Annotated in this window: 21 protein-coding genes; 11 read left to right on the top strand and 10 right to left on the bottom strand. The window is 65.0% G+C overall.

Annotation, left to right across the window (positions count from 1 at the left end):
- Window positions 1-11 precede the first annotated feature (11 nt).
- From ACFW0H_RS19715 to ACFW0H_RS19675, 9 genes are all read right to left on the bottom strand, one after another.
- On the bottom strand, window positions 12-1,283 hold the full coding sequence (locus ACFW0H_RS19715) for a YeaH/YhbH family protein (RefSeq protein WP_422915550.1): 1,272 nt from the start codon (window positions 1,281-1,283) through the stop codon (window positions 12-14).
- Window positions 1,284-1,381: 98 nt separating this feature from the next.
- On the bottom strand, window positions 1,382-3,304 hold the full coding sequence (locus tag ACFW0H_RS19710; protein ID WP_422915549.1) for a PrkA family serine protein kinase: 1,923 nt from the start codon (window positions 3,302-3,304) through the stop codon (window positions 1,382-1,384).
- A 287-nt stretch (window positions 3,305-3,591) separates the two neighbouring features.
- A complete protein-coding gene (gene glpE, locus ACFW0H_RS19705) occupies window positions 3,592-3,921 on the bottom strand; it encodes a thiosulfate sulfurtransferase GlpE (protein ID WP_422915548.1) in 330 nt (109 codons plus the stop codon).
- The gene (locus tag ACFW0H_RS19700) at window positions 3,914-4,741 is read right to left on the bottom strand and encodes a symmetrical bis(5'-nucleosyl)-tetraphosphatase (protein ID WP_422915547.1); all 828 of its coding nucleotides are present in this window, start codon (window positions 4,739-4,741) and stop codon (window positions 3,914-3,916) included. Before ACFW0H_RS19700 ends, glpE begins: the two co-directional genes overlap by 8 nt.
- 10 nt (window positions 4,742-4,751) lie before the next feature.
- Window positions 4,752-5,132 (bottom strand): Co2+/Mg2+ efflux protein ApaG, encoded by a 381-nt coding sequence (gene apaG / locus ACFW0H_RS19695; RefSeq protein ID WP_422915546.1) that lies wholly within the window; start codon window positions 5,130-5,132, stop codon window positions 4,752-4,754.
- Between the two features lie 30 nt (window positions 5,133-5,162).
- Window positions 5,163-5,969, bottom strand: coding sequence for a 16S rRNA (adenine(1518)-N(6)/adenine(1519)-N(6))-dimethyltransferase RsmA (gene rsmA, locus ACFW0H_RS19690; RefSeq protein ID WP_422915545.1), 807 nt, complete (start codon window positions 5,967-5,969; stop codon window positions 5,163-5,165).
- 129 nt (window positions 5,970-6,098) lie between these two features.
- Window positions 6,099-7,100, bottom strand: coding sequence for a 4-hydroxythreonine-4-phosphate dehydrogenase PdxA (gene pdxA, locus ACFW0H_RS19685; RefSeq protein WP_422915544.1), 1,002 nt, complete (start codon window positions 7,098-7,100; stop codon window positions 6,099-6,101).
- A 75-nt stretch (window positions 7,101-7,175) separates the two neighbouring features.
- Window positions 7,176-8,468, bottom strand: a complete 1,293-nt coding sequence (locus ACFW0H_RS19680) for a peptidylprolyl isomerase (protein WP_422915543.1) — start codon at window positions 8,466-8,468, stop codon at window positions 7,176-7,178.
- Window positions 8,449-11,247, bottom strand: a complete 2,799-nt coding sequence (locus ACFW0H_RS19675; RefSeq protein ID WP_422915542.1) for an LPS-assembly protein LptD — start codon at window positions 11,245-11,247, stop codon at window positions 8,449-8,451. Before ACFW0H_RS19675 ends, ACFW0H_RS19680 begins: the two co-directional genes overlap by 20 nt.
- 127 nt (window positions 11,248-11,374) lie before the next feature.
- Here ACFW0H_RS19675 and ACFW0H_RS19670 point away from each other — a divergent pair, with 127 nt between their 5' ends.
- From ACFW0H_RS19670 to ACFW0H_RS19660, 3 genes are read left to right on the top strand one after another with little or no spacing between them, the layout of a single operon-like run.
- On the top strand, window positions 11,375-12,400 hold the full coding sequence (locus ACFW0H_RS19670) for an aminoglycoside phosphotransferase family protein (protein ID WP_422915541.1): 1,026 nt from the start codon (window positions 11,375-11,377) through the stop codon (window positions 12,398-12,400).
- Window positions 12,397-13,068, top strand: a complete 672-nt coding sequence (gene murU / locus ACFW0H_RS19665; RefSeq protein ID WP_422915540.1) for an N-acetylmuramate alpha-1-phosphate uridylyltransferase MurU — start codon at window positions 12,397-12,399, stop codon at window positions 13,066-13,068. The genes ACFW0H_RS19670 and murU overlap by 4 nt, the downstream gene beginning before the upstream one ends.
- 1 nt (window position 13,069) lies before the next feature.
- Window positions 13,070-13,837 carry a TerB family tellurite resistance protein gene (locus ACFW0H_RS19660; protein WP_422915539.1) on the top strand — a complete coding sequence of 256 codons (768 nt, stop codon included), beginning with the start codon at window positions 13,070-13,072 and terminating at the stop codon, window positions 13,835-13,837.
- 65 nt (window positions 13,838-13,902) lie between these two features.
- On the opposite strand, the gene ACFW0H_RS19655 is transcribed toward ACFW0H_RS19660, so the two are convergent.
- A complete protein-coding gene (locus ACFW0H_RS19655) occupies window positions 13,903-14,919 on the bottom strand; it encodes an alpha/beta hydrolase family protein (protein WP_422915538.1) in 1,017 nt (338 codons plus the stop codon).
- A gap of 134 nt (window positions 14,920-15,053) precedes the next feature.
- On the opposite strand from ACFW0H_RS19655, the gene ACFW0H_RS19650 reads away from it, so the two are divergent.
- The 8 genes from ACFW0H_RS19650 (at window position 15,054) to ACFW0H_RS19615 (ending at window position 24,249) form a co-directional block, all read left to right on the top strand.
- Window positions 15,054-17,447 (top strand): PAS domain-containing sensor histidine kinase, encoded by a 2,394-nt coding sequence (locus ACFW0H_RS19650; RefSeq protein WP_422915537.1) that lies wholly within the window; start codon window positions 15,054-15,056, stop codon window positions 17,445-17,447.
- Window positions 17,444-18,073, top strand: coding sequence for a response regulator (locus tag ACFW0H_RS19645; RefSeq protein ID WP_422915536.1), 630 nt, complete (start codon window positions 17,444-17,446; stop codon window positions 18,071-18,073). Before ACFW0H_RS19650 ends, ACFW0H_RS19645 begins: the two co-directional genes overlap by 4 nt.
- Window positions 18,074-18,224: 151 nt before the next feature.
- A complete protein-coding gene (locus ACFW0H_RS19640) occupies window positions 18,225-19,334 on the top strand; it encodes an ABC transporter ATP-binding protein (protein WP_422915535.1) in 1,110 nt (369 codons plus the stop codon).
- Window positions 19,335-19,383: 49 nt separating this feature from the next.
- Entirely contained in the window at window positions 19,384-20,415 is a 1,032-nt protein-coding gene (locus ACFW0H_RS19635; protein ID WP_422915534.1) for an ABC transporter substrate-binding protein, read from the top strand.
- Window positions 20,416-20,521: 106 nt separating this feature from the next.
- Window positions 20,522-21,769, top strand: coding sequence for an ABC transporter permease (locus ACFW0H_RS19630; RefSeq protein WP_422915533.1), 1,248 nt, complete (start codon window positions 20,522-20,524; stop codon window positions 21,767-21,769).
- A 13-nt stretch (window positions 21,770-21,782) separates the two neighbouring features.
- Window positions 21,783-22,610 (top strand): ABC transporter permease, encoded by an 828-nt coding sequence (locus ACFW0H_RS19625; RefSeq protein WP_422915532.1) that lies wholly within the window; start codon window positions 21,783-21,785, stop codon window positions 22,608-22,610.
- 129 nt (window positions 22,611-22,739) lie between these two features.
- Complete coding sequence (gene rpe, locus ACFW0H_RS19620) at window positions 22,740-23,408, top strand: ribulose-phosphate 3-epimerase (RefSeq protein WP_422915531.1); 669 nt, start codon at window positions 22,740-22,742, stop codon at window positions 23,406-23,408.
- 1 nt (window position 23,409) lies between these two features.
- A complete protein-coding gene (locus ACFW0H_RS19615; protein WP_422915530.1) occupies window positions 23,410-24,249 on the top strand; it encodes a phosphoglycolate phosphatase in 840 nt (279 codons plus the stop codon).
- The last annotated feature ends 10 nt before the right edge of the window (window positions 24,250-24,259 follow it).

The raw sequence follows: 24,259 nt of genomic DNA, 5'->3' as shown, positions 1-24,259 counted from the left end.
TCACGCCTCCCTCAGGTCACGAGCCGGCGCTGGAAGAGCTCCCGGAACACCGGGTAGATATCCGCCGTCGAGACGATCTGTTGCTGGGCGAAGGTGTCATCGAACGCCTCGCAGACCTGTTCGTACTCATACCATAGCGCCTGGTGCTCGCGCGGGGTGATCTCGACGTAGGTGTAGTACTGCACGAACGGCATGATCTGCTTGATCAGGATATCCCGGCAGATGGGGGAATCGTCGTTCCAGTTGTCGCCATCCGAGGCCTGGGCGGCATAGATGTTCCATTCGTTGATCGGATAGCGCTCGGCCATGATCTCCTGCATCAGCTTGAGTGCGCTGGAGACGATGGTGCCGCCGGTTTCCCGGGAATAGAAGAATTCCTCCTCGTCCACCTCGCGAGCGCTGGTGTGGTGGCGGATGAACACGACCTCGATCTTGTCGTAGTTCCGCTTGAGGAAGAGGTACAGGAGGATGAAGAAGCGCTTGGCGATGTCCTTGGTCGCCTGGGTCATGGAGCCGGACACGTCCATCAGGCAGAACATCACCGCCTTGGAGGAGGGGTTGGGCTGCTTGACCAGCAGGTTGTACTTGAGGTCGAAGGTGTCGAGGAACGGAACACGTTCGATTCTGGCGCGAAGTTTCGCTATTTCGGCCTCAAGTTCCTGGATGTCGCCAAAATTGTCCGGCTCTTCCCGTTTCAGCCGTTCCAGTTCCGCCTGGGCGTCCTTGAGCTTGCTGCGGCTGCTGCCGGACAGGGCGATGCGCCGGGCGTGGGCCGAGCGCAGGGTGCGGACGATGTTGATGCGTGACGGGCTGCCTTCGTTGCTGATGCCGGCGCGCACCGTCTTGAAGGTATCCGCCCCGGTGAGGTGGCGCTTGACCAGGTTGGGCAACTCGAGGTCCTCGAACATGAAGTCGAGGAATTCCTCCTGGGTGATCTGGAAGACGAAGTCGTCCATCCCTTCGCCCTGGTTGCTGGCCTTGCCGCCGCCGCGCCCGCCTCCGCCACCGGAGGGGCGGGGAATGCGGTCACCGGCGGTGAATTCCTTGTTGCCGGGGTGGACTATGGTCTGCCGCCCGCCGCGGCCGTGGTGAAGGATGGGCTCGTCGATATCGCGGCCGGGAATGCTGATCTGTTCACCGTGTTCCATGTCGGTGATGGAACGGCGGCTCACGGCCTCCTCCACGGCCTTCTTGATGTGCTCACGGTAACGCCGCAAGAAGCGCTGGCGGTTCACCGTGCTCTTGTTCTTGCCGTTCAGACGCCTGTCGATGACGTAGCTCATAGACCCCTCCGGGGAGTTTCAGGCTGCAATGCGAGGAGGACGCCGTACGCGACGGCGCCTCCTGCAGGCTTGTTCCAGGCTTGCAGCTTGAGACTGTTTTACTGCGACTTGCGTACCCGCAGGTACCATTCGGACAGCAGGCGTACCTGTTTCTCCGTATAGCCGCGCTCGACCATGCGTTTGACGAAGTCGTTGTGTTTCTGCTGCTCCTCCTTGCTGCCCTTGGCATTGAAGCTGATGACCGGCAGAAGGTCCTCGGTGTTGGAGAACATCTTCTTCTCGATGACCACGCGCAGCTTCTCGTAGCTGAGCCAGCTCGGGTTCTTGCCGTTGTTGTTGGCCCGGGCGCGCAGCACGAAGTTGACGATCTCGTTGCGGAAGTCCTTCGGGTTGCTGATGCCGGCCGGTTTCTCGATCTTTTCCAGTTCCTCGTTCAGGGCCACGCGATTGAGGATCTCGCCGGTTTCCGGGTCGCGGTATTCCTGATCCTGGATCCAGAAGTCCGCGTACAGCACGTAACGGTCGAAGATGTTCTGGCCGTACTCGCTGTAGGACTCGAGGTAGGCGGTCTGGATTTCCTTGCCGATGAACTCGATATAGCGCGGCGCCAGGTACTCCTTGATGTAGCGCAGGTAGCGCTCGCGGGTTTCGGCGGGGAACTGTTCCTGCTCGATCTGCTGCTCCAGGACGTAGAGCAGGTGCACCGGGTTGGCCGCAATCTCGTGGGGGTCGAAGTTGAAGACCTTGGAGAGGATCTTGAACGCGAAGCGGGTCGACAGGCCGTTCATGCCTTCGTCCACGCCCGCGGAGTCGCGGTATTCCTGGATCGACTTGGCCTTGGGATCGGTGTCCTTGAGGTTCTCGCCGTCGTAGACGCGCATCTTCGAGTAGATGTTGGAGTTCTCCGGCTCCTTCAGGCGCGACAGTGCGGAGAACTGGGCGAGCATCCGCAGGGTGTCCGGCGCGCAGTGGGCATGGGCCAGGGAGCTGTTGGCCAGCAGTTTGTCGTAGATCTTGATCTCGTCGGCCACCCGCAGGCAGTAGGGCACCTTGACGATGTAGATACGGTCGATGAAGGCTTCATTGTTCTTGTTGTTGCGGAAGCTGTGCCATTCCGATTCGTTGGAGTGGGCCAGGATGATGCCGCTGAAGGGCAGGCCGCCCAGGCCCTCGGTGCTGTTGTAGTTGCCTTCCTGGGTTGCGGTCAGCAACGGGTGCAGCACCTTGATCGGCGCCTTGAACATCTCGACGAATTCCATCAGGCCCTGGTTGGCCCGGCACAGCGCGCCCGAATAGCTGTAGGCGTCGGCGTCGTTCTGCGGGAATTCCTCCAGCTTGCGGATATCCACCTTGCCCACCAGGGAGGAGATGTCCTGGTTGTTCTCATCGCCCGGTTCGGTCTTGGCGATGGCGATCTGGTTGAGGATCGAGGGGTAGAGCTTGACCACGCGGAACTTGCTGATGTCGCCGCCGAATTCGTTCAGGCGCTTGGTGGCCCAGGGCGAGATCACCGTGCGCAGGTAACGCCGCGGGATACCGTACTCTTCCTCGAGGATGGCGCCATCCTCGTCAGGGTTGAACAGGCCGAGTGGCGACTCGAACACCGGGGAGCCCTTGATGGCATAGAAGGGCACGTGCTCCATCAGTTGCTTGAGCTTTTCCGCCAGGGACGACTTGCCGCCGCCCACCGGGCCCAGCAGGTAAAGGATCTGTTTCTTCTCTTCCAGGCCTTGGGCGGCATGGCGGAAGAAGGCGACTATCTGGTCGATGCACTCTTCCATGCCATGGAAGTCGGCGAAGGCCGGATAGCGGCGAATCACCTTGTTGGAGAAGATCCGTGACAGCCGCGGATCGAGCGAGGTATCGAGCAGCTCCGGATCGCCAATGGCCAGGAGCATACGTTCCGCCGCACTGGCATAGGCACTACGGTCCTGCTTGCACAGCTCAAGGTATTCCTGCAGGGAATACTCTTCCTGGCGGCTCGCTTCGAATCGTTGTTGGAAGTGGCTGAAAATGCTCATGACGTCACCTCGCTGGAAACTGGAAGCCGGCGCGGGGTCGGTTGTGCGGGTGCGGGCTGTCAGCCGAGAAGGTCGGCCGATGTAAATCCCCCAGAACACCTTAATGGTCGCTGCCGATGGCCCGGAACCGGTGTGCCGGCTCTCCCCTTTTTTGGATGGCCTGAGCTAAGAGTAGTTCGTAATCGGCAAGGTCAAGCATGACGGAACCATAACAGGGGATTACCGTCCGTCGGGGAGTTGGCGCTAAGCCAGTGATGGCGCGGGGTTGCGCCTCACCGAAAAATTTTTTACTCGCCGCTGCCCTGGGCCACTTCGGCGGGGTAGAGGCTGCGCCAGAGTTCGAATCCGCCGTCCAGGCTGTAGACCTCGGAGAAGCCCTGGTGGGCGAGGTAGGCGGCTGCGCCCTGGCTGGAGTTGCCGTGGTAGCAGGCGACGATCAGGGGTTTGTCGAAGTCGGCGCGGGCGATGAAATCGGCCAGCGAGTGATTGTCCAGGTGGTGCGAGCCGCTGATGTGGCCGATGGCGAAGCTCTCCGGGTCGCGGATGTCGACCACTACGGCACCCTGTTCGCGCAGGGTCTGGGCCTGCTCGGGGGCGATGCGTTGGAATTCACTCATGGCGGTTCTCCTCGCAGCTGCAACTGATGCGCGCGCCGCTGTCGATGTTCAGTAGGGTCATGGCGCCGCCCCAGACGCAGCCGGTGTCGAGGGCGAACAGGTCGGGTTCGTTGCACTTGCCTTCCAGGGCCGCCCAGTGGCCGAAGATGATCTTCTGCCCGCGGGTCTTGCGGTCGGGGTAGCTGAACCAGGGGGCGAAGCCGGGGGGCGCCGTTTCCAGGCCTTCCTTGGACTTGAGGTCAAGGGTGCCGTCAGCCCGGCAGAAGCGCATGCGGGTGAGGTAGTTGGTGATGACCCGCAGGCGTGTGACGCCATGCAGGTCCTTGTCCCATTTGGCCGGATCATTGCCGTACATGCCGTCGAGAAACAGCGGCAGACGGGCGTCGTCCTGCAGGGCCTCCTCGACTTCAGCTGCGCGCTTGAGGGCTTTTCTCAGGGACCACTGCGGCGGAATGCCCGCGTGGACCAGGGCCACATCGCGTTTCTCGTCGTAATGCAGCAGCTTCTGCCGGCGCAGCCAGTCCAGCAGTTCGGCGCAGTCCGGCGCGTCGAGGATCTCGCGCAGGGTGTCGGCCTTGCGCAGTCGCTCGATGTTGTGCGCCACGGCCAGCAGGTGCAGGTCATGGTTGCCGAGCACGCAGATCACGGACTCTCGGATGGAATAGAGAAAGCGCAGGGTTTCCAGGGATTTGGGCCCGCGATTGACCAGGTCGCCCACCAGCCAGAGCTGGTCCCGCGCCGGGTCGAAACGGACCTGCTCCAACAGGCATTTCAGCGGGTCCAGGCAGCCCTGGAGATCGCCGACTGCATAAGCCGTCATACCGCGCTCCTCAGTGCAGCGAGCCGGGAACGGCGAGGCGGAAGGGGGCGATGATGGCGTCGAAGCGTTTGCCGTCGTCGGCGACCATCTGGTAGCTGCCCTGCATGCTGCCGACTTGCGTCGCCATCACGGTGCCGCTGGTATAGGTGTGGCTGGCGCCCGGGGCGATCAAGGGCTGCTGGCCGACCACCCCGGCACCGCGGACTTCCTGCACATGGCCGTCACCATCGGTGATCACCCAATGGCGGCTGAGCAGCTTGGCCGGCAGCTCGCCATTGTTCTGGATGGTCACGGTGTAGGCGAAGGCAAAACGATTCTCGTCCGGCTGCGACTGTTCCGGGAGGAAGCGGGTGGCGACGCTGACGTCGACCTGATAGCGGGTATCGGACACGCGAAAGCTCTCGAATAGCTGGATTGGAGTCTAGGGCCTGGTGCCTGCCACGGCCAGTTGATCGGCCAGGCGGACGAAGGCGGCCAGGTCGAGCTGCTCCGGTCGCAGCCCGCCATCCACGCCCGCCGCCTCGATCGCGGCGGAGTCCAGCAGGCCCTTGAGGGTGTTGCGCAGGGTCTTGCGACGCTGGTTGAAGGCTTCGCGCACCACGCGCTCCAGCAGGGCGACATCCTTGGCCGGGTGCGGCAGCACTTCGTGGGGCACCAGGCGGACAATGGCGGAGTCCACCTTGGGGGGCGGATTGAAGGCGCCAGGGCCGACGTTGAACAGATGCTCCACGCGGCAGTGGTACTGGACCATGATCGACAGGCGTCCCCAGTCGCCACCGCCGGGCTCGGCGGCCAGGCGCTCCACGACTTCCTTCTGCAGCATGAAGTGCATATCGCGGATCAGGTCAGCGTGGTCCAGCAGATGGAAGATCAGCGGCGTGGAGATGTTGTACGGCAGGTTGCCCACCACCCGCAGGCTGTGCGGTTCGGCGTCGAGCTGGCGGAAATCGAATTTCAGTGCGTCGCCCTGGTTGAGGCGGAAGTTCGGCAGCTGGCCGAACTTATGCTGGAGGATCGGGATCAGGTCGAGGTCCAGCTCGACCACGTCGAGCTGGGCGCCGCTGCCCAGCAGCCCTTCGGTGAGGGCGCCCTGGCCCGGGCCGATCTCCAGCAGGCGTTCGCCCGCGCGGGCGTGGATGCTGCGCAGGATGCGGTGGATGACGCCGGCATCATGCAGGAAGTTCTGACCGAAACGCTTGCGCGCGCGGTGTTGGTAGTGTTCGGACATCGAAGGCTCCAATTGGAGCAGCTAGAAGCCTGGGGCTTGAAGCTGGAAGCTGGGAAAGGCGCGCAGTTTACCCCATTGCACCGGCAAGGCCGAAATGCGGCATCCTCCCGGGCTTCCAGCTATTGGCTATCAGCTTTCAGCCCCGGCGCGGCTGGCCGCCATCTGGTAGGCGGTTTCCAGGGCGACTTCCAGGCTGCCGCAGTCGATGCGGCCGGTGCCGGCCAGGTCGAGGGCGGTACCGTGATCCACCGAGGTACGGATGATCGGCAGGCCGAGGGTGACGTTCACCGCTGCACCGAAGCCCTTGTACTTGAGCACCGGCAGGCCCTGGTCGTGGTACATGGCGAGCACCGCATCGCAGTGCTCCAGATGCTTGGGCGTGAACAGGGTGTCGGCCGGCAGCGGGCCGATCAGGTCCAGGCCTTCCGCGCGCAGGCCTTCCAGGGTTGGCTCGATGATTTCCAGTTCCTCCCGCCCCAGGTGGCCGCCTTCCCCCGCATGGGGGTTGAGCCCGCAGACCAGGATGCGCGGCCGGGCGATTCCGAACTTGTTCACCAGATCCGCATGCAGGATGCGGCTCACCCGCTGCAGGCGTTCGGGGGTGATGGCGGCGGCGACGTCCTTGAGCGGCAGGTGGGTGGTCACCAGGGCCACGCGCAGGCCGCGAGTGGCCAGCATCATCACCACCTGGCGGGTGGCCGTCAGGTCGGCGAGGAACTCGGTGTGGCCGGAGAAGGCGATGCCGGCTTCATTGATCACGCCCTTGTGCACAGGTGCGGTGATCATCCCGGCGAAGAGCCCGTCGAGGCAGCCCTGGCCGGCGCGGGTAAGGGTCTCCAGCACATAGTCGGCATTCTGTGGGGAGAGTTGCCCCGGCTGCGCGGTCGCCCGCAGCGGGGTGTCCCAGACGTAGAGACTGCCGGCAGGAGCCGGGGTATCGGGAAGATTGACGGGCTCGACTTCGATCAGGCGGATCGACAGGCCCAGTTCGGCGGCGCGCTGTTCGAGCAGCTGGCGACTGGCGATGGCGATCAGGGCATGGGGCTGGGCGGAGCGGGAGAGCAGCAGGCAGAGGTCGGGGCCGATGCCGGCGGGTTCACCTGGGGTGAGGGCGAAGCGGAGAGAGGTCATGGCGAGTCCTGTGCAGGGGGCCGATACGCTGGCGGCGATTGTACCGCCAGCGCGTGGCCGAGACTCGCTCGGGTTTTACAGCTTGGTCTCGACGTAGGCCTCGTCGCGAATCTGGCGCAGCCAGGCCTGCAGTTCCTCGTCGTACTTGCGGTTGCGCAACACGTTCAGGGCCTGCTGTTCGCGGAACTTCTCGCTGCTATCGGTGGCCCGGCGGCCCAGCACTTCCAGCACGTGCCAGCCGTATTGGCTCCTGAACGGCTTGGAAAGCTTGCCGGCCGGGGTCTGGGCCATGACTTCGCGGAACTCCGGCACCAGGGCATTGGGGTCGATCCAGTTCAGGTCGCCGCCGTTGAGGGCCGAGCCCGGGTCTTCCGAGAAGCTCTTGGCCAGCTCGCCGAAGTCTTCACCGGACTGGATGCGCTCATAGAGGCGTTCAGCCAGGCGCTGGGTTTCCGCGTCGCTGCGGATTTCGCTGGGCTTGAGCAGGATGTGGCGCACGTGCACTTCGTCACGAACCATTGCCTCGCCACCGCGCTTGTCCAGCAGCTTGAGGATGATGAAGCCGCCTGGGGTGCGGACCGGCTCGGTCACCTCGCCCACGGACAGGGCGCCAATCATGCTGTCGAAGGGCGGAGGCAGCTGGGCGGCCTTGCGCCAGCCGATCTCGCCGCCTTCCAGGGCGGTCTCGCCGGCGGAGCGGGAAATCGCCAGCTGGGCGAAGTCGGCGCCCTGGCGGAGCTGTTGGTACAGCTCCTGGGACTGGCGCTCGGCGGCCTGGATGGTGCTGGGCGAGGAGCCTTCCGGCACCGGGATCAGGATGTTGGCCAGGCGGAACTCTTCGGACAGCTGGATCTTGCCCATGTCGGAGGCGAGGAAATTCTGCACTTCCTGGTCGGTGACCTGGATGCGCTCGGCCACGCGGCGCTGGCGCACGCGGCTGATGATCATCTCGCGGCGGACCTGTTCGCGGGCATCATCGAAGGACAGGCCATCACGGGAGAGCGCGGCGCGGAACTGGTCGATGGTCATGCCATTGCGTTGGGCGATGGCTTCGATGGCCTGGTTCAGCTCTTCATCAGCGATGCGGATGCCGGAACGGTCGCCGATCTGCAGCTGGATGTTCTCGATGATCAGGCGTTCCAGTACCTGCTGGCTGAGCACGTGCTCGGGCGGCAGGGAGGCGCCACGCTTGGCGATGGTCTGCTGCACTTCGCGCAGGCGCTGGTCCAGCTGGCTCTGCATGATCACGTCGTTGTCGACAATGGCGACCACTCGGTCGATGGAGCGCACCTCGGCGTGCGCAACGCCGCCGAGGAGCAGGGCACCCAATAGCAGCGGGCGCAGGTAATCAGAGAGCTTGGTCTTCACGTTCACGGTAACCTTGAATACCTTTTTCCAGGAAGCCTTCGGCCTTGTTGCCGACGATGCCGCCGAGGCCTTTCAGGACGATTTGCAGGAAGATCCCGTGGTCGCCGCTGTCGTTGGAAGGGGTGGGGTTCTGGTCGAATTCGTCGTAGTCGACCCAGTAGCGGTTGATCAGGCGCAGCTTCCAGCAGCAGCTGTCGTACTCGAAGCCACCGAAGGCTTCCAGGGTGCGATCACGATTGTAATCGTACTGCCAGCGGGCGATGGCGCTCCACTGCGGGACCACCGGCCAGATGACCGAGAAGTCGTGCTGGCTGATCTTGTAGTAGTCCTTGATGAAGTTCGGGTTGGGCGAGCCGTCAGCCAGCGTCGGCGTGCCGAAGTCGCCGCCGCCCACGACCCATTTACCGGTGGACTGGTCATAGGCGATGGTGTCGTTGCGGTAGCGGTAGCCGACGTTGACCACCTTGTTCGGATTGTCTTCAGGCTGGTAGTGGAACATCGCACTGCCGGAGCGGGTGCGATGGGCATCCGGGTCCCAGTTGAAGTCCGAGGTGATGCGCCAGTCGCGATTGAAACGGTACAGGTATTCCAGCGCATAGGGCGAGGTCGAGGCCTGGGCGTCGGCGCGGGTATTGAAGTCGATACCCGGCAGCTGCACCTTGCGGTCCTGGAAGTAGAAGGCCTGGCCGATGCTGAAGCGCTGGCGCTCGAAACCGTTGGACTCGACCCAGCGGTTGGTCACCCCGAGGGAAACCTGATTGGCGTCGCCGATGCGGTCGCGGCCGGAGAAGCGATTGTCGCGGAACAGCGAGGCGTAGTTGAAGGTGTACTCGCCGGTGTCGAACAGCGGGATATCGGTCTGGTCTTCTTCCGGCACATAGAGGTAGTACAGGCGCGGTTCCAGGGTCTGGGTGTAGTCCCTGCCGAAGAACTGGGTCTTGCGGTCGAAGTACAGGCCACTGTCGACGCTGTAGATCGGTATCTGGCGATCCTGGCTGCCATGGAAGGTCTCGTCGACCAGCAGGGTGTTCTTGCCGCGCTGGTCCAGGTCCAGCTCGTACTGGGTATAGGTGTACTTGACCTGCGGCTTGAGGAAGCCCCAAGTCCAGTTCATCGGCAGGCTGACGCTCGGTTCGAGGTGGGTGCGGTCGCCATTGGCGCGGGCAAGACCTACGACGTTGTTGTCGTTCCATGGCGAGGCCAGGCCATCGATGTCGAAGAAGTTGCCTTCACGCAGGTTGCGGTCAAAGCGCACGAACTCGGTGCTGTAGGCGAAGTTCAGACCGCCCGGCTGGACGGGCAGGACGCCATCCAGGGTGATCTGCGGCAATCGATCGTACGGCGTGATATCGGAGATGGTTGCCAGCTCGTAGGCATGGGCATTCAGTTTCGCCGTATAGGAGTCGCCACGGTAGGTCAGGGTGCCGCGCTGATTGACATAGGTCGGCGTGGTGATGCCCAGGTCGGTGTCCAGGTCATCGAAGTAGTACGGGTCGCTGATGTCGGTGTAGTCGACTTCCGCCAGCAGGCGGGAGTCCAGGCCGCCGGTGTGCTTCCAGCTGTACAGCCAGCGCTTCCTCTCGTACTCGGACATGAGCTTGCGCTCGTCTTCCTGGTCGTCGAGGTAGGCGGCGCCCAACTGACCCTGGCTGCTGTGGGTCAGGTAACGGAATTCGCCTTCGGTCAGCAGACCGCGCTTGGCCATGTAGCGTGGATACAGGGTGGCGTCGTAGTTCGGCGCCAGGTTGAAGTAGTAGGGTGTAACCAGCAGGAAGCCGGTGTCGCTGCTGCTGCCGATGGTCGGCGGCAGGAAGCCGGATTGGCGACGGTCGTCGATCGGGAAATAGATGTACGGGGTATAGAACACCGGAATGTCCTTGACCCGCAGGGTGACGTTGGTCGCGGTGCCGAAGCCGGTGGCCGGGTTCAGCTTGATGTTGTTGCCCTTCAGGTGCCAGGCGTTGTCACCCGGCTCGCAGCGGGTGTAGGTGCCGTCCTTCAGACGGATGACGGCGTCTTCCTGGCGCTTGGCGTAGAGCGCGTTGCCGCGGGTGTGGGACTGGTGCAGCACGTACTCGGCGTTGTCGATCTTGGCTTCGCCGTTGTCCAGCTGCAGTTCGGCGTGGTCGCCGACTACCAGGGCGCCCTTGTCGCGCAGCTTGACGTTGCCCACCAGCTCACCGCGGTTTTCCGCCTGGTGGAGGTTGGCTTCGTCAGCTTCCACCTGCATGCTGCCCTGGCGCAGGACCACATCACCGGCGAGGGTCGCGATCTGTTTCTCCTGCTCGTAGCGCGAGGCCTTGGCGGAGATATAGGTGGGCGCATCCTCCATCGGCGTGTCGTCGTTCATGCCGGGACGCGGCGGTTCGACGTATGCGCCGGCGCAATAGGGGCCGGTCTCGGCCAACTGGGCGGGCGTGAGCTGGTCGCGCGGGACCCAGTCGAGGTGGCTGAAGTCGGCGCTGCGGGAAGACAGGCCCTTGCCTTCGGCTTCGGTAACCAGAGTGGCCTTGCTGCCCTCGGCGGCGGCCTGGCCTTCGGCGGCCTGGGGTGCGGCGCCGATCGTCGAGCTCACGGCACTGCTACCATGCACCGGGCGCGGTGGCAGATTTTCGGTGCTGGCCTTGGGGGCGCAGGCCCAGCCGCCCGTGGCGGAGGGCTGGCAATCGAACTGTTCTGCGGCAACGACGAACGAGCTGGCTATGGGCTGGAGGGCCAACAGGCTGCCGGTCACCAGTAGGGGAAACTTTCTACGAAACGCGGGAGATCTTACTGCCATCTTGTTAGTCCGGGCTTCCTGCGCGCCTTGGGCCCGCTGGGGCCGCACGCCTCTCGATGGGCTGAAAAAGATGCTGGATAATAAAGCATGACCCGCACAACGGCTAGCGCCGCCGGAGACCACCCCAATGCACCATGAAGACCTGCGCCTTCAGCAGCTGAGCCAATGGCTGGACCAGCAACTGCCCACCCTGTTCGCTGCCGAAGGCTGGGGCCCCGTGCCCGTGGCCAGGTTGGTCCCGGCCAGCAGCGATGCCAGCTTCCGCCGCTATTTCCGCTGGGAAGGCGACGGCCATACGCTGATCCTGATGGACGCCCCGCCGCCTCGAGAGGACTGCCGCCCTTTCGTCAAGGTTGCCGGCATGCTCGCCGAAGCAGGCGTGCACGCACCGCGCATCCTGGCCGCCGACGTGGAGCAGGGCTTCCTGATCCTCGACGACCTGGGCCGCCAGACCTACCTCGATGTGATCAACGCCGACAACGCCGATCAGCTGTTCGACGACGCCCTGCAAGCGCTGCTGACCTTCCAGAAGCGCAGTCTGGATGTTCCCATGCCCAGCTACGACGACGCCCTGTTGCGTCGTGAACTGCAACTCTTCCCGGAGTGGTACCTGCAACGCCACCTCGGCATCGAACTGGAAGGTGAGCGCCTGGCCGCCTGGCAGCGTATTTCCGACCTGCTGATCGGCAGCGCCCTGGACCAGCCCAAGGTCCTGGTGCACCGGGACTACATGCCGCGCAATCTGATGCTGAGCAGCCCGAACCCCGGCGTGCTGGATTTCCAGGATGCCGTGTACGGCCCCGTCACCTACGACGTCACCTGCCTGTTCAAGGATGCCTTTCTCAGCTGGCCGGAAGAACGCGTCGCCGGCTGGCTGGAGCGTTACTGGAACCAGGCGCGGGAGGCGGGCGTCCCCGTCCAGGCCGATTTCGCCGAGTTCCACCGTGCCAGCGACCTGATGGGGGTGCAGCGTCACCTCAAGGTCATTGGCATCTTCGCGCGTATCTGCCACCGCGATGGCAAGCCCAAGTACCTGGATGACGTGCCGCGCTTCTTCTCTTATATAGAAGCGGTGGTCGCGCGCAGGCCGGAACTGGCCGAGCTGGGCACCTTGCTGGCCGGTATGCCGCTGCTGGAGGTCGTGCCCGAATGAAGGCCATGATCCTTGCCGCGGGCAAGGGCGAGCGCATGCGCCCCCTGACCCTGCATACCCCCAAGCCACTGGTGCGCGCCGCCGGCACGCCGCTGATCGAGTTCCACCTCCGCGCCCTGGCGGAGGCGGGATTTCGCGAGCTGGTGATCAACCATGCCTGGCTCGGTCAGCAGATCGAAGAGCACCTGGGCGACGGAGCGCGTTTCGGCCTGTCCATCCGTTACTCTGCCGAAGGCGAGCCGCTGGAAACCGGCGGCGGCATCTTCCGGGCCCTGCCACTGCTGGGGGATGAGCCTTTCCTGGTGGTCAATGGCGATGTCTGGACCGACTTCGACTTCCGCCACCTGCGTCGCCCTTTGGGGGGACTGGCCCACCTGGTGCTGGTGGATAACCCGGCGCACCATCCGCGTGGCGACTTCCGTCTGGTCGGCGGCCAGGTCAGCGACGCGGTCGAGGATGAGCCCAGTCTCACCTACAGTGGTCTCGCCGTGCTCCACCCTCGGCTCTTCGAGGGTTGCCAGGCGGGCGCCTTCAAGCTCGCCCCGCTGTTGCGCCAGGCCATGGCCCGCGGTGAGGTGAGCGGCGAGCACTTCAGTGGCCGCTGGGTGGACGTGGGCACCCACGAGCGCCTGGCGGAAGTCGAGCGCCTGCTGATGGCGGAGGCCTGAGTTGGTCTGGCCGGCTACCCTGATAGGCGCTGCAGCCGGATTCGCCTTGGCGAGCATCCCGGGTGCCTTGCTCGGCGGCCTGCTGGGCCACGTGCTCGACCGGCGCCTGCAGCTGGACTCCTGGAGTGCGCTGCGAGCGCGCTTGGGCGGTAACCCGGCCATCGATCCGCAGGACCTGCTGTTTATCCTGCTCGGTCGCCTGGCCAAGAGCGACGGGCGGGTGCGGGAGGCCCATATCCAGCAGGCCCGTTCCGAGATGAAGCGGCAGGGGCTGGACGAGGCGGGTACTCGTCGTGCCATCGCCGCCTTCAATCGCGGCAAGAACGGCGGTGATGACCTGCATGGCTCCCTGAGCAAGCTGAAGGATGAGCGCATGACCGTGGAGCGCCTGCTGCGCAGTTGCTGGCAGATGGCCGCGTCCGATGGACGCATCGGCAAGCACGAGCGCGAGCTGATCCTGCAATGGGGGCGTTGGCTGGGCTTCTCCGTTCAGCAGGTGGAGGCACTCGGCGCCGGCTATGACACGCCCCAGGGGCTGCCTCCCCGGCGCGGCAACAGCTACAAGGACGCCCTCAATCTGCTGGGCGTGACTGCGGACTGCGAACCGGCGGTCATCAAGCGTGCCTACCGTCGTCTGCTCAGCCAGAGCCATCCGGACAAGCTGGCCGGTTCGGGCGCCAGCCCCGCCCTGGTCCGTGCCGCCACCGAGCGCACTCGCGAGCTGCACAGTGCCTACAGCCTGATTCGCGAGCGCCACGGTTTCCGCTGAGCCCCTGCGCACCGCCTGTTGTTCATCCCCGGCTCGCGGGAGCCCGGTCAGGTTCCCGGGGGGATTCAGCTATCGGGCATGTTCCCTTTCCGCTCACCAGCCTGCACATGCAGGCTCAGCCAGCCGCGAACGCGACGGACCAGTTGTTCCTGCTCCGTGGCACGGTCCCCCGCCAGGCTGTTCATGGCGATCTGGATATAGGCCGGGTGCTTTTGCCGCTTGCTCGCCTGCAGGCGAAGCAGCGCGGCGTCGTGCGCGGTGGGCTGGTCCTTGTAGTAGAAGTCGCCGGTGGCGAGCTTCAGTAGCGGCAGCGACTCCTCCAACGCCGGCTCGTAGCCGACCGGTTGTTCGGCGGCTACCAGCAGGAGGTTGCGTACATCCGCCGGCTCCTGGCTCGTCAGGTATTGCGCCGCCCAATAGGCGCCGGTGCCGTGGCCGAGCAGCACGATGGACTTCGGCTTTTGCTGGCGGGCGAAAGCCAGTGCCGCCTCGATTCGCGCGAAGACGCGGCCCGACTGAGTTTTCTCGATGGCCTCGCGGGACAGCGGTGGTGGCGCGGGGTCGGTATTGGGTTCGGCGCTGCCGGCCTGCTCGGTACTGGCCGGGCCATCTTCTTCCACTTGCTCCGGGCTCGCCGCGGGTTCCGCCTTGCTCGCCGGCTCGGTCTTCAGCGGGCGCGGCGGCAGCGGGTCACCGCTGGGGTCGGGCAGGGTCAGGCTGAGGGTGCTCCAGCCGGCGTTTGGCAGGCTCCGCCGCAGCGGCCCTACGGCCTCCGGCCAGTCGGCGCTCTCGCCCGCGCCGGGCAGGAGGATCACCAGGCCACTGGACTCGCCGCTGTAGGCCGGCTGCCACAGGGCGAGAACGCTTTCCCCGCCAGCCTGCAACTGTTGTTGCTCCCGGGCGGGCAGGCGCCGTTCCAGGCCACTGGCGTCCTGCTGGCTGCGCTCGGTCAGGGGCGCGCGTTCTGCCACGGGCGCCGGTTCCTTGGTCGGGACGGCGCTCTCCTCCGCCGCGAGCAGGCCGGTGGCCGGCAGCAGGGCGAGGCAGAGGGCCGTGAGAGGCGGGCGAAAGGCGCGAGGCATCCGGGCGTTCCTGGTCGAGCTGGGAAACAGGAGCCTAATGGCTCGATCGACATTTGTCAGGCTGAGCTTTCGCATGGTTCGTCAAGGCTGGAGTAAGGTATGTCAGCTGTTCTCCTCGTGGTGGTTGGCCGTCGATGATCCGTGCGTTCTTTTCCTTGCTGTGCGTCTGTTGCCTGGCGATGTCCGTATCGGCGGCGCCGACCCAGCTGCCCCTGGACGAGGGCCAGCGACAATGGCTCGAGAGCCATGGCCAGCTCCGCGTCGGGGCTGTATTGCAGGCGCCCTATGTCCAGCTCGATCGCCGCCTGCAGCAGCTCTCGGGCGCCAACGTGGAGTTGATGACGTGGCTGGCGAAGGCCATGGGAGTGGAGCTGGCCTGGCGCACCTATGACAGCCAGGACGAGCTGGAGCAGGCGCTGCGTGCTGGCCAGATCGACCTCGCCCCTGGCCTAGGTCAGACGCCTGCCGGCCTGCGCCTCTGGCTCTTTTCCGACCCTTACATGCGCGTTTCCCAGCTGCTGGTGGGCGAACGTGACGGCAGCGCCGCTGTGGACCTGGAGCAGCTCGATGCCACTTCGCCCGTCGCTTTGCGCCAACCCAGTGCGGTCGCCGACTACCTGCGCTCCACCTACTCCAACCTTGAACTCAGGCCGATGGCCAGCGAACGCCAGGCTCTCCAGGCGCTGTTCGCCGAGCAGGTGCGCTATGCGGTACTGGACGAAGCCCAGCTCAGCCGACTGTCCCGCGAGCAGGAATTCGCCGGCGTGGCGGTGGTGGGGGATATCGGTTTCCCGCAGCTGCTGCGGGTGGCCACGCGGCGGGACTGGCCGGAGCTGGCGGCGATCGTCGATATCGCCCTGCGCAGCCTGCCGGCCAAGGACCTCGACCAGCTCCATGAACGCTGGCTGCAGCCCAAGTATCCGCGCCTGGGCGAGTCCGCCGGTTTCTGGCAGAACCTCAGTCTGCTGCTGGGCGTGCTGTTGCTGAGCGCGGCCCTGATCATCGCCTGGCTCCGTCGCCAGGGTCGCGGACTGGAGCGGCAACTGCTGGACGCCCGCCATGCCCTGCAATTGCGCGAAGCGGCCGAAGAAGCCCTGCGCCTCACCCAGTTCTCCATCGACCACAGCACCCTGGGGATCCTCTGGGTGAACTGGGACAGCCACGTGCGCTATGCCAACCGCGCCGCCGAACAGATGCTCGGCTACCTGGCGGGTAGCCTGGCGGACCGGCCCCTGGCTGATTTCGAGCCCGAACTGACCATGGACCGCTGGCTCAACCTCTGGCGCCGTGCCCGCAACAACGACGAGGGCCCGCTCAGCTTCGAAACCCGCTGCCTGCGCCCGGACGGCAGCTGGCTGCCAGCCGATGTGTCCCTGAGCTTCCTGCGCTTCGGCACTTCCGAGTACCTGGTGGTGTTCCTCTCCGATGCCACCGAGCGCCGCCGCGCCCGCGAGGCCCTGGAAGAGAGCGAGGCTCGCCTCAAGGGCATCGCCTCCAACGTGCCCGGCCTGGTGTTCCGCCTGGAGCGGCCCAGGGCCGGTGCGCCCTCGGCCTTCGCCTTCATCGGGGAGGGCAGCGAAGGCCTGGTGGGCTACAGCGCCAGTGAGTTGCTGAACACCGGACGCGGCATTCGCGGCCTGGTCCATCCGGATGACCGCGACGCTTACTGGCAAAGCCAGGCGCAAGCGCTGGATGCCGACCGCGACTGGCACTGGCAGGGCCGCATTCTCACTCGCGAGGGGCAACTGCGTTGGGCCGACATCAAGGCCGGCGCGCGGACCTTCGACGATGGCCGGGCAATCTGGGACGGGGTGGTCTGGGATATCACCGAGAACAAGCAGATCGAGCTGGAGCTGGCCGAGTCCCGTGCCCAGCTGCGTGAGCTGTCCGCGCACCTTGAGAGTGTGCGCGAGGAGGAGAAGGCGCGCATCGCCCGCGAAGTGCACGACGAACTGGGCCAGGTGCTCACCGTGCTCAAGCTGGAAACCTCCATGTGCGAGCTGGCTTATGCGGGCCTGGACGCCGGCCTGCGGGAGCGCCTGGAGAGCATGAAACGTCTCATTGCCCAGCTCTTCCAGCTGGTGCGCGATGTGGCCACGGCGCTGCGCCCGCCCATCCTCGACGCCGGTATCGCCTCGGCCATCGAGTGGCAGGCGCGACGTTTCGAAGCACGCACGCAGATTCCCTGCCTGGTGGAAGTGCCGGAGCAACTGCCGCGGCTGTCCGATGCCAAGGCGGTGGGCCTGTTCCGTGTCCTGCAGGAGGCCTTGACCAACGTCATGCGCCACGCCGATGCGCACACGGTAGAGGTGCGCCTGAGCGTCGAAGCAGGCATGCTGTGCCTGCGCGTGAGCGATGACGGGCGTGGCTTCGACCTGCAGGAAGGCCTGCGCGGCGGCTCCTTCGGCCTGGTCGGCATGCGCGAGCGGGTGCTCATGCTCGGCGGCACGCTGGAAGTGGACAGCCAGCCGGGGGAGGGCACCACTCTTTCTGTGCAGGTCGCCCTGGATAAGGAGGCAGTAGCGTGATTCGAGTCCTGGTCGCCGAGGACCACACCATCGTCCGCGAGGGCATCAAGCAGCTCATAGGTCTGGCGAAGGATCTCTGCGTCGCCGGCGAAGCCGCCAATGGCGAGCAGTTGCTCGAGGCCTTGCGCAGCACGCCCTGCGAAGTGGTGCTGCTGGATATCTCCATGCCCGGGGTCAATGGCCTGGAAGCCATCCCGCGCATCCGCGCCCTGAACAATCCTCCGGCGGTGCTGGTGCTGTCGATGCACGATGAAGCGCAGATGGCCGCAAGGGCGCTGAAGATCGGCGCCGCCGGCTACGCCACCAAGGACAGCGACCCGGCATTGCTACTCACCGCCATCCGCAAGGTGGCTTCCGGCGGCCGCTACATCGACCCGGAGCTGGCCGACCGCATGGTCTTCGAGGTCGGCCTGACCGACTCGCGTCCCGCGCACACCTCGCTGTCCGAACGGGAGTTCTCGGTGTTCGAGCGCCTGGTGAGAGGGGAGGGGGTCAACGAAATCGCCCAGCAGCTGGCGGTCAGCAGCAAAACGGTGAGCACCCACAAGGCGCGGCTGATGCAGAAGCTGGGGCTGCATTCGGTGGCGGACCTGGTGAAGTACGCCGTGGAACACAAGCTGCTGTGAATGTCCGACAATGGCGATCTGATTTGTAGGGCGATCCCTACAAGAAATCCTCTCTAAGCCTTATAGCAATCTCTCATACCGCCCGATTTGCGTGGCTTGCCGCCTTCTCTAGGCTTTCTCCTACGGCAGACACAAAAACAAAGGTGCGGTTATGGCCGAGACAAAAGGCAGCGACATCCTGGTCAGCTTTCGCGGCGTACAGAAGAGCTACGACGGCGAGACCCTGATCGTCAAAGACCTCAACCTGGACATTCGCAAAGGCGAATTCCTTACCCTGCTCGGGCCGTCCGGCTCCGGCAAGACCACCAGCCTGATGATGCTCGCCGGGTTCGAGACGCCCACCAACGGCGAAATCCTGCTGGCCGGTCGTTCCATCAACAACGTGCCACCGCACAAGCGCGACATCGGCATGGTGTTCCAGAACTACGCCCTGTTCCCGCACATGACGGTGGCCGAGAACCTGGCCTTCCCGCTCTCGGTGCGCGGCATGAGCAAGACCGACGCCAGCGAACGGGTCAAGCGCGCGCTGTCCATGGTCCAGTTGGACGCTTTCCGCAACCGCTACCCCGGCCAGCTTTCCGGTGGCCAGCAGCAGCGTGTGGCCCTGGCCCGCGCGCTGGTCTTCGAGCCGCAGCTGGTGCTGATGGACGAGCCCCTGGGCGCCCTGGACAAGCAGCTGCGTGAACACATGCAGATGGAGATCAAGCACATCCATCAGCGTCTGGGCGTCACCGTGGTCTATGTGACCCACGACCAGGGCGAAGCCCTGACCATGTCCGACCGCGTGGCGGTGTTCCACCAGGGCGAGATCCAGCAGATCGCGCCGCCGCGCGAGCTCTACGAGCTGCCGCGCAACACCTTCGTGGCCAACTTCATCGGCGAGAACAACCGCCTCAATGGCCAGCTGGAAAGCCGCGAGGGTGACAAGTGCGTGGTGCGCCTGTCCCGCGGAGAGAAGGTCGAGGCGCTGGCGATCAATGTCGGCAAGCCGGGCGAGCCGGTGACCCTGTCGATCCGCCCCGAGCGCGTACGCCTGAACGGCCACAGCGAGAGCTGCGTGAACCGCTTCTCCGGGCGCGTCGCCGAGTTCATCTACCTGGGCGACCACGTGCGCATCCGCATGGAGGTCTGCGGCAAGCCCGATTTCTTCGTCAAGCAACCTATTGCTGAGCTCGACCCCGCACTGGCGGTAGGCGATGTGGTGCCGCTCGGCTGGCAAGTGGAGCACGTCCGCGCACTGGACCCGCTGTTGGCGGAATGACGCGACGGCACCAAGGCATTTGCAACCCTGCACTGTGGAGAAAACAACAATGTCGAAATCCCTGAAACTCACCGCCATCGCCCTCGGGTTGGCCTGCGCCGCCCAGGCCATGGCCGCTGACCTGACCGTGGTGTCCTTTGGCGGCGCCAACAAGAATGCCCAGGTGAAGGCCTTCTACGAGCCCTACCAGAAGGCCTCCGGCAACAAGATCATCGCCGGCGAGTACAACGGCGAGATGGCCAAGGTGAAAGCCATGGTCGACACCAACAGCGTGTCCTGGAACCTGGTGGAAGTGGAGTCGCCCGAACTCTCCCGCGGTTGTGACGAAGGTCTGTTCGAAGAGCTCGATCCGGCTCTGTTCGGCAAGCAGGAAGACTTCGTTCCCGGTGCCATCCAGTCCTGCGGCGTCGGCTTCTTCGTGTGGTCCACCGTGCTGGCCTACAACGCCGACAAGCTGAAGTCCGCCCCCACCAGCTGGGCCGATTTCTGGGATGTGAAGAAATTCCCGGGCAAGCGCGGCCTGCGCAAGGGCGCCAAGTACACCCTGGAATTCGCCCTGATGGCCGACGGCGTCGCGCCCAAGGACGTCTACAGCGTGCTCGCCACCAAGGAAGGCCAGGACCGTGCCTTCAAGAAGCTCGACGAGATCAAGCCGAGCATCCAGTGGTGGGAAGCCGGCGCCCAGCCGCCGCAGTTCCTCGCCTCCGGTGACGTGGTCATGAGCTCCGCCTACAACGGCCGCATCGCCGCCGTGCAGAAGGAGAGCAATCTCAAGGTCGTGTGGAACGGCGGTATCTACGACTTCGACTCCTGGGCCATTCCGAAGGGCGCCAAGGATGCCGACAAGGCCAAGGAATTCATCGCTTACTCGGTCAAGCCCGAGCAGCAGAAGACCTACTCCGAGAACATCGCCTACGGCCCGGCCAACACCCAGGCCGTGCCGCTGCTGGACAAGGGCCTGCTGAAGGACATGCCGACCACGCCTGAGAACATCAAGGACCAGGTCGCCATGGACGTCACCTTCTGGGCTGACTACGGCGAGCAGCTGGAACAGCGCTTCAACTCCTGGGCGGCCAAGTAAGGCCGCCGCTCCCCCCTTCTCCCGTCGGGAGAAGGGGGTGAGGACCAAGGGTCCTCGCCTCGCCCCACGGGGCTGAAAGTCCAACCCTGTTCCAACGGAGTTCGCCATGGCCACTGCAGTACCCCTTGACGAGGTCGCCGGCCCCAGCCTCAAGCAGCGCCTCGCCCGAGCCGAGCGGATGAACCGCCTGAAGTCCCAGGCGTTGATCCTGCCGCTGCTGATCTTCCTCCTGCTGACCTTCCTGGTGCCGATCGGCGCGCTGCTCTACAAGAGCGTGAACAACCCGGAAGTGGTCGGTTCCATGCCGCGCACGGTCGAGGCCATTGCCGGCTGGGACGGCAAGGCGCTGCCCGCCGAGCCCGTGTACAAGGCCCTGGCCGAAGACCTCGCCGAGGCGCGCAAGAACCAGACCATCGGCGACCTTTCCAAGCGCCTGAACATGGAGCTGGCCGGCTACCGCAGCCTGATGGCCAAGACCGCCCGCTCCCTGCCGTTCAAGACCGAGCCGGCCTCCTACAAGGAAGCGCTGGAAGGCCTGGACGAGCGCTGGGGAGACCCGGCCTACTGGCAGACCATCCGCCGCAACGACAGCCACCTGACCCCCTATTACCTGCTGGCCGCCCTCGACCATCGCATCGACGACCTGGGCGAACTGGCCCCGGCCACCCCGGACCAGGCGATCTACCTGGACATCTTCGCCCGCACCTTCTGGATGGGCGCGGTGATCACCGTGATCTGCCTGCTGCTGGCCTATCCGCTGGCCTATCTGCTGGCCAACCTGCCGACCCGCCAGAGCAACCTGCTGATGATCCTGGTACTGCTGCCCTTCTGGACCTCGATCCTGGTGCGGGTGGCGGCCTGGATCGTGCTGCTGCAATCCGGCGGCCTGATCAACGGCGCGCTGATCAAGCTCGGGCTGATCGACCAGCCGCTGCAACTGGTGTTCAACCGCACCGGCGTCTACATCGCCATGGTGCACATCATGCTGCCGTTCATGATCCTGCCGATCTACAGCGTGATGAAGGGCATCTCCCCCAGCTACATGCGGGCGGCGATCTCCCTCGGCTGCCACCCCTTCGCCAGCTTCTGGAAGGTGTACTTCCCTCAGACCGTGGCCGGCGTCGGCGCCGGGTGCCTGCTGGTGTTCATCCTGTCCATCGGCTACTACATCACCCCGGCGCTGCTGGGCAGCCCGAACGACCAGATGGTCAGCTACTTCGTCGCCTTCTTCACCAACACCACCATCAACTGGGGCATGGCCACGGCCCTGGGCGGCATGCTGCTGTTCGCCACCCTGGTGCTCTATGTGGTCTACACCTGGCTGGTAGGCGCCGGCCGCCTGCGCCTGGGCTGAGGAGAACAAGAAAATGCTGAGTCCCTACATGTCCCCGGTCGAACGCCTGTGGTTCTACACGCTGCGCGGCCTCTGCGGCCTGGTGCTGCTGTTCCTGATCCTGCCGGTGCTGGTGATCATCCCGCTGTCGTTCAACTCCGGCACCTTCCTGGTCTACCCGCTGCAAGGATTCTCCTTGCGCTGGTACGCCGATTTCTTCAATTCGGCGGAGTGGATGCGTTCGCTGACCAACAGCATGATCGTCGCTCCGGCGGCCACCGTGCTGGCAATGGTCTTCGGCACCCTGGCCTCCATCGGCCTGACCCGTGGCGAGTTCCGCGGCAAGGCGCTGGTGATGAGCCTCTTGATCTCGCCGATGGTGGTGCCGGTGGTGATCATCGGTGTCGCCGCCTACCTGTTCTTCGCGCCGCTGGGTCTTGGCAACAGCTACATCTCGCTGATCCTGGTGCATGCGGTGCTGGGCGTGCCCTTCGTGATCATCACCGTGTCGGCCACCCTGCAGGGCTTCAACTACAACCTGGTGCGCGCCGCCGCCAGCCTGGGGGCGCCGCCGCTGACCGCCTTCTTCAAGGTGACCCTGCCGCTGATCGCCCCGGGAGTGATCTCCGGAGCCCTGTTCGCCTTCGCCACGTCCTTCGACGAAGTGGTGGTGACCCTGTTCCTCGCCGGCCCCGAGCAGGCCACCCTGCCGCGCCAGATGTTCAGCGGTATCCGCGAGAACCTCAGCCCCACCATCGCCGCCGCCGCGACCCTGCTGATCGGCTTCTCCGTCGCCCTGCTGCTGGTGCTGGAGTGGCTGCGCGGCCGCAGCGAGCGCATGCGCACGTCCATGCCGGAGTAAGTCTCCAACCTTCCGCCCGCCCGCTCCCCGTGCGGGCGGGTTCTTTTTCCTCAGTCATCGGTCTAATCCCCGCGCGCGATCCATCCCGGCTACAATCCGCGCCACCGTGATTCCGCCCTGAGGTCAACCATGCAGCCCTTTGCCATCGCTCCGTCGATCCTTTCCGCCGATTTCGCCCGCCTGGGCGAGGAAGTGGAGAACGTTCTCGCGGCCGGCGCCGACATCGTTCACTTCGACGTGATGGACAACCACTATGTGCCCAACCTGACCATCGGCCCGATGGTCTGCTCGGCGCTGCGCAAGTACGGCATCACCGCGCCCATCGACGCGCACCTGATGGTCAAGCCGGTGGATCGCATCATCGGTGACTTCATCGAGGCCGGTGCCAGCTACATCACCTTCCACCCGGAAGCCTCCGAGCACATCGACCGCTCCCTGCAGCTGATCCGCGACGGCGGCGCCAAGGCCGGTCTGGTGTTCAACCCGGCCACCCCGCTGGACGTACTGAAGTACGTGATGGACAAGGTCGACATGATCCTGCTGATGAGCGTCAACCCCGGTTTCGGTGGGCAGAAGTTCATCCCCGGCACCCTCGACAAGCTGCGCGAGGCCCGTGCCCTGATCGACGCCTCAGGCCGCGACATCCGCCTGGAGATCGACGGTGGCGTCAATCTGAAGAACATCCGCGAGATCGCCGCCGCCGGTGCCGACACCTTCGTCGCTGGCTCGGCCATCTTCAACGCGCCGGACTACGCGGAAGTCATCGCCGCCATGCGTGCCGAGCTGGCCCAGGCCTGATATGAGTGCCTTGCAGCGGCTGTTCGACGGGCACCTGCCGCGCCTGGTGATGTTCGACCTGGATGGCACCCTGGTGGATTCGGTGCCGGACCTGGCGGCCGCCGTCGATCGCATGCTGATCGCCCTCGGGCGCCCGGCGGCGGGTGTCGAGCGGGTCCGTGAATGGGTCGGCAATGGCGCCCGGGTGCTTGTGCGCCGAGCGCTGGCAAGCGATATCGACCACTCCGCGGTGCATGACAGCGACGCCGAGCGCGGCCTGGAACTGTTCATGGAGGCCTACGCCGAGAGCCACGCGCTGACCACCGTCTACCCGGGGGTGGCGGAAACCCTGAAGTGGCTGAAGAAGCAGGGTGTGGAGCTGGCGCTGGTCACCAACAAACCGGAGCGCTTTGTCGCTCCCCTGTTGGACGAGATGAAGCTGGGCCGCTATTTCACGCTGATCATCGGCGGCGACACCCTGCCTCAGCAGAAGCCCGACCCGGCCGCGCTGCTCCATGTGATGCACATGACCGGGGTCAGCCGTAGCGACGCGCTGTTTGTCGGCGACTCGCGCAACGACGTGCTCGCCGCCAAGGCTGCCGGGGTGAAATGCGTGGCCCTGAGCTACGGTTACAACCACGGCCGGCCCATCGACGAAGAGGAACCGGCCCTGGTGGTGGATGACCTGCGTGAGCTGCTCCCCGGCGGTTGCGCCGCTCACGGCACTGCGCTAATGTCGCCGGACTCCTCCGTCAATCCGCCTCAACGAGACAGAAACGTGGTGGTTCCCTACAAGCATTGGCTCGAACGAGCCGGAATGAAGATCATCAAGGCCGTCGCCCGTTGGCGCTGGCGCGCCTAATTCATTCTGG

Source organism: Metapseudomonas cellulosilytica (assembly GCF_049334135.1).
GTDB lineage: Bacteria > Pseudomonadota > Gammaproteobacteria > Pseudomonadales > Pseudomonadaceae > Metapseudomonas.
The sequence above is the reverse complement of the archived record's forward strand: the minus strand, read 5'-3'. Positions and strand labels throughout refer to the sequence as shown.